10 protein-coding genes are annotated in these 13701 nt (G+C 73.1%); 3 read left to right on the top strand and 7 right to left on the bottom strand.

The features are described from left to right. Positions 1-51: 51 nt before the first annotated feature. Entirely contained in the window at positions 52-405 is a 354-nt protein-coding gene (locus ASD48_RS28225) for a VOC family protein (RefSeq protein WP_057604554.1), read from the bottom strand. A gap of 284 nt (positions 406-689) precedes the next feature. On the opposite strand from ASD48_RS28225, the gene ASD48_RS28220 reads away from it, so the two are divergent. Further along, complete coding sequence (locus ASD48_RS28220) at positions 690-1652, top strand: hypothetical protein (protein ID WP_057604553.1); 963 nt, start codon at positions 690-692, stop codon at positions 1650-1652. A gap of 82 nt (positions 1653-1734) precedes the next feature. Here ASD48_RS28220 and ASD48_RS28215 read toward each other — a convergent pair whose 3' ends face one another. Both ASD48_RS28215 and ASD48_RS28210 read right to left on the bottom strand, forming a co-directional pair. Then, on the bottom strand, positions 1735-2637 hold the full coding sequence (locus ASD48_RS28215; protein WP_057604552.1) for a hypothetical protein: 903 nt from the start codon (positions 2635-2637) through the stop codon (positions 1735-1737). Next, a complete protein-coding gene (locus tag ASD48_RS28210; protein ID WP_057604551.1) occupies positions 2634-2987 on the bottom strand; it encodes a hypothetical protein in 354 nt (117 codons plus the stop codon). The genes ASD48_RS28215 and ASD48_RS28210 overlap by 4 nt, the downstream gene beginning before the upstream one ends. Positions 2988-3124: 137 nt before the next feature. Here ASD48_RS28210 and ASD48_RS28205 point away from each other — a divergent pair, with 137 nt between their 5' ends. Next, positions 3125-6289 (top strand): CHAT domain-containing protein, encoded by a 3165-nt coding sequence (locus tag ASD48_RS28205; RefSeq protein WP_057604550.1) that lies wholly within the window; start codon positions 3125-3127, stop codon positions 6287-6289. A 116-nt stretch (positions 6290-6405) separates the two neighbouring features. Here the strand turns inward: ASD48_RS28205 and ASD48_RS28200 are convergent, their stop codons facing one another. Next, positions 6406-7071, bottom strand: a complete 666-nt coding sequence (locus ASD48_RS28200; protein WP_057604549.1) for a DUF4097 family beta strand repeat-containing protein — start codon at positions 7069-7071, stop codon at positions 6406-6408. 222 nt (positions 7072-7293) lie between these two features. Between ASD48_RS28200 and ASD48_RS28195 the strand changes: the two genes are divergently transcribed. Continuing rightward, on the top strand, positions 7294-8046 hold the full coding sequence (locus ASD48_RS28195) for a helix-turn-helix domain-containing protein (RefSeq protein ID WP_057604548.1): 753 nt from the start codon (positions 7294-7296) through the stop codon (positions 8044-8046). A gap of 85 nt (positions 8047-8131) precedes the next feature. Here ASD48_RS28195 and ASD48_RS28190 read toward each other — a convergent pair whose 3' ends face one another. The 3 genes from ASD48_RS28190 to ASD48_RS28180 all read right to left on the bottom strand — a co-directional run bounded on the left by ASD48_RS28190 (position 8132) and on the right by ASD48_RS28180 (position 13364). Further along, complete coding sequence (locus ASD48_RS28190; RefSeq protein ID WP_079074010.1) at positions 8132-10321, bottom strand: prolyl oligopeptidase family serine peptidase; 2190 nt, start codon at positions 10319-10321, stop codon at positions 8132-8134. Continuing rightward, complete coding sequence (locus tag ASD48_RS28185; protein WP_057604547.1) at positions 10294-12078, bottom strand: N-acetylglutaminylglutamine amidotransferase; 1785 nt, start codon at positions 12076-12078, stop codon at positions 10294-10296. The genes ASD48_RS28190 and ASD48_RS28185 overlap by 28 nt, the downstream gene beginning before the upstream one ends. A gap of 98 nt (positions 12079-12176) precedes the next feature. Next, on the bottom strand, positions 12177-13364 hold the full coding sequence (locus tag ASD48_RS28180) for a glutamate--cysteine ligase (protein WP_057604546.1): 1188 nt from the start codon (positions 13362-13364) through the stop codon (positions 12177-12179). Between the last annotated feature and the right edge of the window lie 337 nt (positions 13365-13701).

Below are 13701 nucleotides of genomic sequence, written 5' to 3'. Positions count from 1 at the left end.
GCCGCCCGGATTCGCCGCCCGGATTCGGCGGCCGGGGTCAGCGTGGCGCGGTCAGGCGGGCTGCCACAGCTCGATCCGGTTGCCCTCGGGATCGGTGACCCAGCCGAAACGACCGACGCCTTCCATCTCCTGAGTCTCTTCGGTCACGTCCGCTCCCCCGGCACGCAGTTGCGCGAGCATCGCGTCCAGGTCGCGGACCCGGAAGTTGAGCATGGTGCGCTGGGTGCGGGACCCGAAATAGTCGGTCCCGGACTCGAACGTCGCGAACACCGTGGGCCCGGCTTCCTGACGCCACAGGCCGTTCTCATCGGCGTCCAGGCCCAGGCAGTCGCGATACCAGGCGTTCAGCGCCGCCGGGTCGGCAGCCCGCAGGAAGTACCCACCGATTCCAAGCACACGTTCCATGCCGCCATCCTGCCAGGACGGCGATCGGGCGGGGCGGCACCACACCACTGCCCTCTCTCTTCCCCGGAGGTGACCCGGCCGCTGATCCCGCGCGCGTGGGGGCGAACTCGATTCCTCGGCCCGCGGCCTTGTCAAACTCCCTCTCGCCTCAGGTCCGTACGGGGGAAACCGGCGAGAAGCGCCGACCCTCCGGCGACCTTGCCGGGCAGGGTGGCACTTCGGATCGGGGAGGGAGCGTGAGGATGTTCGGCCGTAGCTCGGCGCCGCCCGCATGGTGCGCGTGGATGACGTCCCGGCAGTGGGGCCGGTTCAGGAAATGTGTCAGGCAGGGGCTCGCCCAGCACAACAGCCCGCAGGAGTTCGACGAAGCGGCGGGGATCGCGCGGCTGGTCATCAGCGAGGAGGTGTCACGAGCACTCGGACCCGCCCGGGTGGACCTACGTCCGATGGCCGAACTGGCCCGGAGCAGACCGGAGTTCGGCTGGCCCAAACTGATCGCGGACGAGCTCCTGGTGGCCGGACTCACCGACTTCCGCGACCGGCAGGAGGCACAGGCCGAGCGGATCCGGCAGCGCCTCCTCGACGAGGGCGTCGACGGGCTCCGTGGCCGCCTGGTCCCCAGGATCGCGCGCCGAAAAAGCACGGGGCAAAGGGACCAGGCGGTGGAGAGACACCTCGGCGCCGGTCTCGTCGCACAACTCGCCATGGTCGTACGGGACGAGGACGGGCGCGCGGAGCTCGACCGGCCGCGGGTCGAGGTGGCCGACCTCGCCCACCTCTGCGTGGACACCGCGGAGTTGTGGGCCATGGCACTGCACAACCTGCGAGGGTGCCGGTACCGGATGCGGGGCGAGCAGCCCATCACGGTGCTGACCGGAGGAACGGATGTGTCGGCGCAGCTGCTGCGGCTGGCCGAGGTGGCCAGGGATCCGCTGCGCTACGGCGCGGTGGTGATGATCCCGTTGCCGAACGTGCTGTGCTTCCACGTCGTACGGGACGCCGACGCCGTCATGGTCATGCAGACGATGCGGGAGCGCGTCCCGGCGATGCTGCGCCGGAGCGGCGCCTCGGCTGACTCGCTCGACGAGACCCTGTACTGGTGGCACGACGACAGGGCGGAGGAGATCACGCTCGACCTGTCCTCCGGCGCCTCAGGACAGGTCGAACTGACGTTGGCGGCCTCGCAGCCCTTCTCCGCGATGCTGACGAGGATGCTCGACGGGTTCGAGCCACTCGAGGACCGCTGACCTGCCCGGCGGCGGGGCGGTGCGCCGAACCCGGCGCTCCGCCCCGCGTCATACCGGCGGCCTCGGTCCGCTCCGCAGGGGACTACGCCCCCTTCCGGAACAGTCGGCCGAGCGCGCGCCCGGTGCCGTCCTCCCAGGTCGCCCCCTCCCCCAGCACCCCCGCCGCCACCGCCAGTTCCCGGCGGCGCAGGTCCACGACGGACTCCACGAGAGCGGCGTACTCGGTGATCGCGGTCCGCGCGTCCCACCATGCCGACGCCCCCACCACGAGACCCACCACGGCGGCGGGCCACCACACGAGCGCCAGCAGCAGATAGCCGCACGCCCAGGCGGCCTGGACCACCTTCGCGTCGAACAGGACCCGGGCCGCAGTGACTTCGGCGCGCTCCGCATCTGTCAGCACCAGCCACAGCCGGGGCCACGCCGACACCAGATCGATGCCGTACTCGTGGTGCACCCGGGTCTCGACCGCGGCGACCCGGTCACCCATCTGCGTCGGGCGGGACGGCCTGGCGAGCGCGATGCCGTTGCGCGTCTCGGCCCACCGCGCCAGCTCGCGTTCCTCCTCCGGGGTCCGGCCGCCCTCCCCGATGTTCCGCAGCGCGACGAACTCCCGGTGAGCCCGCTCCCACGCGGCCTCCCTGACCGCGGTGCGACGAAGCTCCAGCCGGTGGGCCCAGCCGGGCCAGCGGCCGGTCCAGCAGGCCTCCACCAGCGGGGCTGCGGCGCGCACCGCCAACCCGGCGGCGAGCGAGGCGAGGGCCACGGCCACCGCGGCACCGATCTGGGAAATGACCGGAGCGGCCCCGAGCGCGGCCGCCCACCGCCCGAGGCCGGCCGGCACCACCCGGACGTCCAACGCGTCGGCCTGCCCCGCCAGTACGGCGACGGCCACGGTCGCGAGGTACAGCAGACCGGGCAGCGCGAGCCTCGACATCCAGCTGTCGAGAAGGCGTTTGCCCAGCTCGCCCAGGAGTCCGTTCACGGCCGCTCGTCCGGCTCGAGGGGCCGGTCGTGCACCTTGCAACGGGGAACACGGCCGCCCGGCATCCGCTCCTCCGTCCGGGCGCACACACCCGCCGGGCAGACGTACGTCTCCGTGCCGCCGCGACCGCCTCGAAGGCCCGGGACACCGGCCCCGGGGCCGCGGTGTTCACCGTCGTCCGGCGAGATCCCCAGCCGGGAGAGCAGCGGGCCGACCCGTCGCCCTTCCCGCACGGCCGCGAGCACGGCGTCCAACTCTGCGGCCGGGCCCGGTTCCTGGCCCATCGCTCTGCGCAACCGGGGCAGCCCGGCACAGAAGTCGGCGAGGTCGGGGTCGGTTTCGGGCAGCACGGGGCGGGGCCTCCCGGCAGGTCGTCGAAGCGCGCAGCGTCGAGGTGTCGTCTCCCGTCATGATAATTACGGAACGTGGCACCTCGGTCACGAAAAGTCTCCGACAGTCCCGAACAGGGCAGCCGAGAGGATGGGTTGTGGTCCAGGAGCATCTGGTCACCGCGCTGGAAAGGCGCGTCAGGCGCTATCGGCTGCTCAGGAACCCGACGGTGCTGCTGTGCGCGGAGGCGGCGCACGAGTCCCGGAATCTGCTGGACGCCCTTCACCGGCCGCCCGGTGGCCCGCTCGCGCCGGGGGAGGCCGACGCCGCGCACGAGCTCACGCTGCGCGGGTGGGAGGTGCTGGGTCGGTGCAGCTGGTACCAGTACCGGATCGGCACCGGCGGTCCCGAGGAGGACCGGCGTCTGCTTCGTCTGGCCGAGGTCGCCTTCGGGGCGGTGCACAGGGCGAAGCCCCGCGCCGTTCCGGTCCGGCTGCGCGCGGGGTACGCCCGCGGGGAGCGTGCCGCGCAGCGGACCATGGCCGCTTTCAGGGCAGAGGTCGGACGGCTGGGGGACGCGTTGCCGCCGCCGGACGGGAGGCTCGGCGGTCTGCGGCCGTTCCGTGAGCGCTTCGAGGTGTTGCTGGCCGAGCTGCCCGACACACATCCGCGGGGCCTGGAGATCATCGTCGGGGTGGGCCGTCTGCGCATCGTGGAGGCGATGGCCGCCGAGGAAGTGGCCGAGGCGCGCCGGGCCGTGACGTGGCTGCGGGGCTCGGTGGCGCGGCGGGTGGCCGACAGCTCCGTCGCGGGCCTCTCCGCGGAGGTCATGGCGCTGCTGACCGAGAGCGACCACGGACATCTCCAGCTGGTGGGCACCACTCTGACCTGGTGCTACGAACGGGAGGGCGACATGGCCGAGTTGGACGACGCGATCGCGACACTGACCCGCGCCATGGAGCACGCCAGGGCCCTCCCGCAAGGCTTCGGGCACCTCCTCGACGCCGCGCAGCGGTGTCTGATCCCCGCCCTGAAGCTGCGGGCCGAGGCGGTCGGGGACGTCGCGGCGGCCGAAGCCATGGTGCTGCTGGCCCGGCTGCGCCAGGGCAGGGTTACCGCGGGCGGCGCGCAGTGGTCGCGGCGCAGCGTCGCGCTCGCCGGTGCGCTCCAGCTCCAGCACACCCTCACCGGCGAGAGCGGTCCGGCCGCCGAGGCGATCGACCTGCACCGTCGGGCGGTCCGTACGGCCGCACCCGTCGCGCTCTCCTGCTGTCTCCAGGGGCTCGCCACGTCGCTGGCCCTCCGCTACGACCGGGAGTTGCGCGCCGAGGATCTCGCGGAGGCGGTCGACCTGCAACGTCGCGCCCTGGACCTCGCCGAGGGTACGGTGATGCGCCGCGAGAAGTCCGCCAACCTGGCCCGTCTGCTGATGATCCGGCACCGGGCGGTCGGCCTGCCGGAAGCACGGGACGAGGCCGTGGGCATCCTGCGCTCCGTCCTGGCCTCCCCCGACGACGCGATCACCGATCGGATCGGCCTCCTGCGTCTGCTCGGCGACACCCTGCGCACGGTGGCGCACGACGGGCACGACCGGGCGGCGCTGGACGAGGCGGAGGAGGCCTGGCGCACCGCCCTGGAGCTGCGTACGGGCACGCCCGCCCTCCGGGCCCGGCTCTCCGTCGGACTCGCCCGTTGTCTGCGCAGCAGGCACGAACTGTTCGGCGACAGCGCCGCGTCGGACGAGGCCATCGCCCTCCTCGCCGGCGCGGCGGACGCGCCGCTCTCCGGCGCCGAGGAGCTCAGGACGGTCCGAATGCAGGCCGAGACCGCCGCGGCCGCGGGGTACTGGGGCGAGGCGGCGGCGTCCTACGGGCGCGCCGTCGACCTGCTCCCCCGGCTTCTCTCCCCCTGCCGCCCGCTCGCGGATCAACGCCAGGTGCTCGGCGGGCAGGGAGACCTGGTGGAGTCGGCGGTGGCCGCGACCCTGGAGGCGGGGCGTCCCGGCGATGCGCTGCTGATCCTGGAGCGAGGACGCGGCCTGCTCGCGGCCCACCGGTTGAGCCACCCGGAGGAACGGGCGGGACTGCGTGCCGTCGCCCCCGCACTGGACGCGGAACTGCACCGGCTGACCGCCGTGCTCGATGACGCCGATCCGGCGCGGCGCCGGGCCGCGGACGCCCACTGGGATGCCACGGTCCGCAGGGTCAGGGAGCTCCCCGGCTTCGAGGGGTTCCTCCAAGAGAGCGGTGCGCGGGACCTGCGCCCGGTGGCGGGACCGGGGCCGGTCGTCTCGGTCAACGTCACACCGCGGCGCTCGGACGCACTGATCCTCACCCCGGGCGGGGTACGCACCGTACGGCTGCCCGGCCTCACCGGCCACGAACTGGTGTCCAGGACGGCGAAGTTCGGCGTGGACGTGGCCGCCGCGGAGACCGGCTCACCCGCCGAACGGTTCACGGCGCAGGCAGGGGTGCGCGCCACCCTCGGCTGGCTCTGGGACGTCCTGGCCGCTCCCGTCCTGGACTGCCTCGGACTCACAGCCACGTTGTCCGACGACGCGGCCCGTGGGAAGTCCGGCACGGCGTGGCCCCGTGTGTGGTGGGCTCTCACCGGACCGCTGGCCATGCTCCCCGTGCACGTGGCAGGCGATCACGAGCGGGCGGTGAGCGTCCTGGACCGCGCGGTCTCCTCGTACGTGCCGAGCATCCGCGCCCTCCGCCACGCCCGCACGAGACCCTCCGTATCCCCCGACCGCAGGCGCGGCCTGATGGTCGAGGTCTCCGAGGCCCCCGGCTACGGAACCCTGACCCGGACGCGTGAGGAACGCGCCCACTTCGCCCGCCGGGTGCGCTCGGCGGACGTGCTGTCCGGCGCGGGCGCCACCTTCGACGCGGTCGCCCGGAGACTGCCGGACGCCCACTGGGCGCACTTCGCCTGCCACGGCACCGCCGACCCCCGCAATCCGTCCACCAGCCACCTGCTCCTGCACGACCGCCCGCTGCTGGTCTCCGACATCTTCCGGATGCGCCTGGAGCACGCCGAACTCGCCTACCTCTCGGCCTGCTCGACGGCCGCGTCCGGCTCCGCGGCCCACAACGAGACGCTGGACATCGCCTCCTCGCTGATGGTGGCGGGCTTCCAGCACGTCATCGCGACCCGGTGGCCGGTCGGCGACCAGGGGGCGGCCGACGTGGCGGCGCGGTTCTACGCCCACCTGGACGAGGCGCCCGCCCTGGCGCTGCACCGCGCGATCCGGACGATGCGGGACGCGGCCCCGAGGCTCCCCACGAAGTGGGCCGCCTATGTGCACACCGGCATCTGAAGCCCGTCCCGCAGGTCCGACCGGCCGACGGGTGACCGAAACGGTGCGGCCGGGTGGGGAGTCGGCGCGTGCGGCCCGGTCGCCGCGACGGCCGGGTCGCACAGGGCACATGCCCCTCAGAGGCTGCGGGCGACGATGTCGCCGTAGGCGGTGGTCGCGTGGATGGTCAGGCCGGGGACGCCGTCGGTGTTCTTGAGCGCGTTGTCGATCCGGCCGTGGCCGGTGCCGGCGTCCAGGGAGGCGGAGACTCCGCGGGCGGCGCGGACCGACACGTCGCCGGCTTCGGTGCGCAGCACGAGCGTGCCGCGCACGGCCTCGGCGATCCGGATGTCGCCCTTCTTGGTCCCGATCTCCGCAGGGCCGTTGAGGCGGCCGACCGTGACGTCCCCGGCGAGCAGGGTGAGGTGGGCGCTCGCGGCCTCGTCCAGCTTGATCGCGCCGTGCGAGTCCTCGATGACGACGTCGCCGAGCCGGCCGACGCCGCGGAACTCGGCGCTGGCCGCCTTCGCCTCGACCCGGGAATCGGCGGGCAGTTGAACGGTCACCTCGATGGATCCGGAGTTGCCGAGGATCCGGTTCTGCGCCGGGGCCTCGATCCGCAGGACGCCGCCGTCGTAGGCGACCCCGACCTGCTCGGCGGCCTTCGCGTCGCGGCTGTTCGAGGCGTCCGCGGGCAGGACCTCGACGGTGGTGTCGGCCCGGTCGGCGGCGATGAACCGGATGCGCCCCGCGGGGATGTCGAGGACGGCGGCGATCGGGGCGGGGGTGGGGAACTTGTGCATCGTGCTCTCCTTTTGGGTCCTTGTTTCCGACACCGGAAAAGCTACGTTGCATTCACAGATTCATCAACACTTTCGTTGCACCTGATGAACATTCTTGCAGTTCAAAGCCGATAAATCGTTGCAATGGCTTGGAATTCAACGCAACGCCAACAGGTTCGTTCGTTGCAATGAGTGGCGAGTGAACGCTATGGTGGCGACACCACGGCACACGAAGGAGACGCCATGCCGGGAGGCAGACTCACCCAGCAGGAACGCCAGCAGATCTCGCTGGGACTGGCCGACGGCCTCGCCTACGCGGAGATCGCCAGACGTCTCGATCGTCCGACCTCGACGATCACACGTGAGGTGATGCGGAACGGCGGCCCCACCGCCTACCGCGCCGACCTGGCCCACCACGCGACCGAACGCCGCACCCACCGGCGCCGGCAGGCCGCTCCCCGGGGGGCGGCACCCGCGCCGGCCCACGGACGGGACGCCGAGGCGGTGCGCGAGTACGAGGAGATGTTCACCACCCTCCTCATGGGACAGGGCCTGCCGAAGATGATGTCCCGGGTGCTGACCTGCCTCTACACCACCGACGCGGGCAGCCTCACCGCGTCCGAGCTCGTCCAGCGCCTCGACGTCAGCCCCGCGTCCGTCTCCAAAGCCGTCGCGTTCCTCGAGAGCCAGGGCCTCATCGGCCGGGAACGGGGCGAAGGCCGCCGCGAGCGCTACCTCGTCGACGACGACGTCTTCTACCAGTCGACGATCGCCAGTGCCCGATCCAGCGCCCTGCTCGCCGAGGCCGCTCGGCAGGGCGTCGGGGTCCTCGGCTCCGACACCCCGGCCGCCGCCCGTCTGGAGAACATCGCCCGCTTCGTCGACTTCGTCGCCGAGGGCATAACCCGCGCCGCGGAGCAGGCCCGCGAGGTCCTCCACACGAAGGCCAGAGCACCCTCGGACGACACTGCGGAGCCCGGCGCCGAGCGCGGATAGACGCCCGCCGTCCCGGCGGTCGCCGCCGGGGGTACCGGCGCCGAAACCGTTCATCCTCGGCCCCCGCGCCTGCCGACCGGGCCGTTCAACCGCTCAGGTGGCGTTCCAGCCAGTCCGCGGCGGCTCGGCGGAACAGTCGCCGGTTGTCCGCGCGCAGGAAGTCGTGCCCCTCGTCCCGCAGGGTGAGCAGCTCGGCGGGGATGCCACGGTCGCGCGCCGCCCGTACGAACTGCTCGGACTCCCCCGGCGGCACGTTGGTGTCGTGTTCGCCGTGGACGGCGAGCACCGGGACGCGCAGCGCGTCGATGCGGGTCATCGGCGAGAGCTCCCGCAGCAGTTCGCGGTCGCGCTCGGGGTGGCCGTACTTGTGGGCCGCCGACTCGGCGAGCCAGGGCTCCGTACCGGCGAAGAAGGTCGCGAGGTCCGACATGCCGCAGACGGCGACGCCGGTGCGGAACAGATCCGGGTGCCGTACGAGGGAGGCGAACGTCAGATAACCGCCGTACGAGCGCCCCATGACCGCCAGCCTTGTCGGATCGGCGGGACCCGCGGGCACCGCGTGGGCCGCGCAGTCCGCGACGTCGTCCAGCGCGGCGAAGCGTCCGGCGCCCAGGTCGGCGTCCACGAACGACCTGCCGTGCCCCGAGGAGCCCCGGACGTCGGGGGCGAAGACGTCCAGCCCACGCCCGGTCAGCTCGTGGTAGAGCGGGCTGAAGACCGGGCGTTCGTGCTCCTCCGGCCCGCCGTGCAGGTGGATCACGCAGGGCGCCGGGTCACCCGGAGCCCGGCCCGGCGCCCGGTAGTACCAGCCGCTCAGGGGCAGCCCGTCCCGCGCCGTGAGCCGCAGGAGGACGGGACGGACGGGCCGGCGGTCCGGCGCGGTGGCGTCCTCGTCACGGGAGGACCAGGGCGTACGGGTGAGGGAAACGCCCTCGGCGGCCCACCACACCCCGGGCCGACGCTGGGAACCCGACAGCGCCGGCAGCAGTCCCCGGGAGCCGGCCCTCTCGACGCGGGTGACGACCTCGTGGGGCAGCACGACGGCCGTCGTCGGCAGCGGGCCGTAGGGGGCCCGCCGCGTCGGGAGGGGCTCGACGAGTTCGAGCCGGCTCTCGCCCCGTTCGTTCCACGACAGCACGGCGGTGCGGCCGTCGTGCGAGAACGCCAGCAGGTCGAGGTCACTGTCCTGCCGTTCCGCCATGACGGACGACCCGTGCGCTCGGCCGTCGGTGCCCAGCGCGACGGCGACGAGTGCCGCGTACTCGCGGTCGGCGTCACTGCGCAGCCACAGCGTCCGCCCGTCGGGTGAGAACCGTCCGATCCACGGATCGCCGTCGGCGACCGGCACGGTGCACGTCGTGGCCGAGTCCGCCGTGCGCCGGACGACGGCCTCCCGCCGTCCTCGCGGTCCCCGGCGCAGCAGCACGAGAGCGCCGTCGCGGCTGATGTCGCACACCCGCAGGGTGGCGGCGTGCGTCTCCGTGGCCAGGAGCACGGCGGACGCCAGTCCGTCGGGATCGATCAGGTAGGCCGACAGACCGCCGTCGGGACGGACCGACGACACCCGGGGCTCCGGGCCGCCGACCGCCGTGGCGGTCTGCCCCGGTCCCGGAGCGGAGGAGTACGGAGTTCCGCCCAGGAGGGTCGCCCGGCCGTCCCGGTCGGCCCAGTTGCCCGGCCAGGCGGCGTCGGCACCGGTCGGTCCCGCGCCGTTGCGCCGCGTGCCGCCGCCCGGGGCGGCGAGCGTGACGGCGACGGCCGAGCCGTCGTGCGCCCAGCAGCCCAGGTGGGCGGTATGGCCCGGGTCGTCCCCGGCCAGCACCCGGCGGCCGGTGCCGTCGGGACGTACGCACAGCACCCTGGTGTGCTCGCCACCGCCCGGTGCGGTGGTGTAGGCGATCCAGCGGCCGTCCGGTGACCAGGACACCTCCTTGACCGGGTCCGGCAAGGAGTCGAGGAGGTGCACCCCGTCCCCGTCGAGGGGCCCGGCCCACAGCTGGGGGACGCCGCCCCGGTCGCAGATGAAGGCCGCCTCGGAGCCGTCGGGACTGGCGGAGGGATACCAGCAGCCGTGGGAGCGCAGCCTGGTCACGGCCTCCCGCGGACCGCTCGCCTCGGGCAGCGGCACCGGCGCCGGGGCCGGGGCGGCCGCGAGGGCCGCGCCACTCACGTCGGCCGCCCGCAGGTCGGTGGGCGGCGGGGCGACCTGGTCGCCGCCGAGGGCCGCCGCCGCGCTCGGTCCGCCACTCACGTGATGCCGTGCGTCTGAAGCCATGTCTCCAGCAACGCTACCTGCCACAGGGCGTTCGCTCCCCGTTTGGTGCGGTGCTCGTCGGGCGCCTCGAGGAGCCTGGACACGTACGACTCCCGGAAGAGGCCGCGCCGCCTCGCCTCGGGGGCCTCGAGCGCCTCGCGTACCCGCTTGAGGACGGGGCCGGCCATGTGCCTGATCGCCGGGACCGGGAAGTACCCCTTGGGACGCTCGACGATCTCCCTGGGCAACAGCCGACGGCCGGCTGCCTTCAGTACGCCCTTGCCGCCGTCGGCCAGCTTGAGTTCCGGCGGGCAGGCCGCGGCCAGCTCGACCAGTTCGTGGTCGAGGAACGGCACCCGGGCCTCCAGCCCCCAGGCCATGGTCATGTTGTCGACCCGCTTGACCGGGTCGTCGACGAGCATCACGTGGGTGTCCAGACGCAGGGCCGCGTCCAGGGCAGTCTCGGCTCCGGGGACCGCCATGTGCTCCCGGACGAAACGGCCCGAGACGTCGTCGCGGGGCAGCATGCCGGGTTCCAGGATCCGGGTGAGGTCGGCGTGCGGCCGGTCGAAGTACGTGTCGGCGTACCGCTCGGCCGCGTCCGCGCGGGCGGCCTCGGCGAGCCGCGGGTACCAGTGGTACCCGGCGAGGACCTCGTCGGCGCCCTGCCCGCTCTGCACGACCTTCACCTCCTTCGACACCTGCTCGGACAGCAGGTAGAAGGCCACCACGTCGTGGCTGGTCATCGGCTCGCTCATCGCCTCGACGGCACCGTCCAGGGCCGTCGACACCCGGTCGGAGGGAACCATCAGCCGACGGTGGTCGGTGCCGAACTCGCGGGCCACGAGGTCCGAGTACCGGAACTCGTCGCCCTCCTCCCCGGCCTCCGACTCGAACCCCACGCTGAACGTCATCAGGTCGCGCTGTCCCGCCTGTGCCAGCAGCGCGACGATCAGGCTGGAGTCCAGGCCGCCGGAGAGCAGGACGCCGACCTGGACGTCGGAGACCATCCGTCGGCGTACCGCCGTACGCAGCGCCTCCAGCATCGCGTCGCGCCAGTCGTGCGCGCCCATCGCCGCGTACTCCGCCCGGCGCGTGTACGACGGCTGCCAGTAGCGGTGGTCGTGATGGGTGCCGTCCGGTTCGACGACCCGCACGGTGGCCGGCGGCAGCTTGCGCACACCGCCGAGGACGGTACGCGGGGCCGCGACCGTGGCGTGCCAGCTCAGGTACTGGTGGACGGCGACCGGATCGAGTGAGGTGTCCACGCCACCGGCGGCGAGGAGGGCGGGCAGCGAGGACGCGAACCGCAGCCGCCCCGGCGTCCGTGCCAGGTACAGGGGCTTGATCCCGAGGCGGTCGCGCCCCAGCACCACGCGTCCGGACCGGTGCTCGACGAGAGCGAAGGCGAACATGCCGTAGAAACGCTCCACGCAGGCGGTGCCCCACTGCCGGTAGGCCTTCAGCACCACCTCGGTGTCGGATGTCGTGGTGAACCGGTGTCCCAGGCCGCGCAGCTCTTCGCGCAGCTCCCGGTAGTTGTACACACAGCCGTTGAAGACTCCGGTGAGCCCGGCGCGGGAGTCGGTCATCGGCTGCGCCGCGAGGTCCGACAGGTCGATGATCTTCAGTCGCCGATGTCCCAGCGCCACCGCGCCCCTCGTCCAGATTCCCCGGCCGTCGGGACCACGGGCGGCGAGTCGCTCGCTCATGCGCTCGACTGCCGCCAGGTCGGGTCGGTGACCGTCGAAGCGGATCTCCCCGCTCAGACCGCACATGATGCGCCGCCTCCGTTTCGTTCGGCATGGGCCGACCGCCGGTACCTGGGTGCCGGGCGGTCGGCGCAGGGCAATGGTTCGTCCGTGACCATGGCGACTCACCTGCGGGTCAGCGGTCGCTCGAACCGGTGGGAGGGGCCTGTCACACCGGTGGCGGGCGGAAGGTTCCCGCCTCGGGTGACCGCCGCTCTGCCGGGGGCACGTTCGCCGCGGGTCTCGGCGATCAGCATGTCGACACAGGCCAGCAGATCCTCCTGCTCCGCGACCCGGCGCATGCGGCACGCCGCACTGCCGTCGGCGAGGGCCTCGTCCGCCAGCGAGCGGACGGTCTCCCAGTCGCCGGCCGCCTCCAGGGCGGGGCGCAACCGGGTGAGCAAGGTGCGCACGACCTCCGCGGCGGGCGCCTCCCGATGGGTCACCGGATCCACCAGACCGCCTTCGAGCCCGGACCGGGCCGCCCGCCAGGAGGCGCCGCGCAGCCACTCGTGCCGGCCCTGGCAGCCGCGGGCACCGCCCCTCTCGAGGCGCTCGCGGGCCTCGGTGACCAGGGCGCGGAACAGTCCGGCGACGAGCACGACGGTCTCCGCCCGCGGACAGGAATCGCCGACGCGCAGTTCCAGCGTCTGGAGGTGCGAGGAGGGGCGCACGTCGTAATAGATCATTCCCGGGTCGCTGATGATCCCGGAGCCGACGAGGTCGCGCACCGTGGCGTCGTACTCGTCCGCGCTCGCGAAGCAGCCGACCGGGCCCGCGGTGGGCCAGCGCTGCCAGAGCATGGTCCGCCAGCTCGCGTACCCGGTGTCGGCCCCCTGCCAGAACGGCGAACTGGCGGAGAGGGCGAGCAGCACGGGCAGCCACGGGGAGACCGCGCACATGACCCGCACCGCCATGTCGCGGTCGGGAACGTCCACATGGACCTGGGCACCGCAGATGAGCTGCTCGTCGGCGACCGTGCGGTAGTCCTCGACCATGCGGCGATAGCGCGCTCCGGCCGTGGGGTGCGCGGCCGCCGCCGGCGCGAGTGGCGCCGCGCCCGCGGCCACCGCCGCGAGGCCCAGCGAAGAGGCGGCCGCGTCGAGCTGCCGTCTCGTCGCGGCGAGGTCGGCGTACAGATCGTCGAGGGCCGTGTGCACCGCGCTGTTCGACTCCACGGTGGACTGGTGCAGCTCGGTGGTGAAGGTACGCCTCGGGAGGCGTCGCAGGAGCGAATCGGCGCGCGGCACGAGCAGCCCGCTCTCCACCTCCAGGACGTGGAACTCCTCCTCCACTCCGATACGAACGCTCACGGTCACTCCTCGGGGTGATACGGAGCGGCTGTTCGCCGCAGGCGAAGGGTCCCCCACCGGCGCGCACTGCGGCAGGTGAGGGGCTCCGAGTCACCAGAACACGGATTTATAAGCACACATTGCATCTGCGACGTGAGTGAATCGTGGACGAACAGGAGGAAGGCTGGCGGGCTCGGGGTTCCGGTCGCGCCCGACACCGCCGACTGTGCCATCGCGAAGGCTCGCCGGGGCCCTCCCCACCGCCATCTCCCTGGCGAGATCCTTGACGAGACGGACCGCCCCGTACCGGCTTCCTTCCCCCACTGCGGTGCACCGGCCACGCCGAGTCCACGCCGAC

Source organism: Streptomyces sp. Root1310, assembly GCF_001426425.1.
Taxonomy (GTDB): domain Bacteria; phylum Actinomycetota; class Actinomycetes; order Streptomycetales; family Streptomycetaceae; genus Streptomyces.
Note: the sequence above shows the minus strand (reverse complement) of the source record. Positions and strands in the feature narration are given on the sequence as shown.

Excerpts from the sequence above, each read along its gene's own strand:
- ASD48_RS28225 (WP_057604554.1), bottom strand. The coding sequence starts at position 405 with ATGGAACGTGTGCTTGGAATCGGTGGGTACTTCCTGCGGGCTGCCGAC.
- ASD48_RS28220 (WP_057604553.1), top strand. The coding sequence starts at position 690 with ATGACGTCCCGGCAGTGGGGCCGGTTCAGGAAATGTGTCAGGCAGGGG.
- ASD48_RS28200 (WP_057604549.1), bottom strand. The coding sequence starts at position 7,071 with ATGCACAAGTTCCCCACCCCCGCCCCGATCGCCGCCGTCCTCGACATC.
- ASD48_RS28195 (WP_057604548.1), top strand. The coding sequence starts at position 7,294 with ATGCCGGGAGGCAGACTCACCCAGCAGGAACGCCAGCAGATCTCGCTG.
- ASD48_RS28190 (WP_079074010.1), bottom strand. The coding sequence starts at position 10,321 with ATGGCTTCAGACGCACGGCATCACGTGAGTGGCGGACCGAGCGCGGCG.
- ASD48_RS28185 (WP_057604547.1), bottom strand. The coding sequence starts at position 12,078 with ATGTGCGGTCTGAGCGGGGAGATCCGCTTCGACGGTCACCGACCCGAC.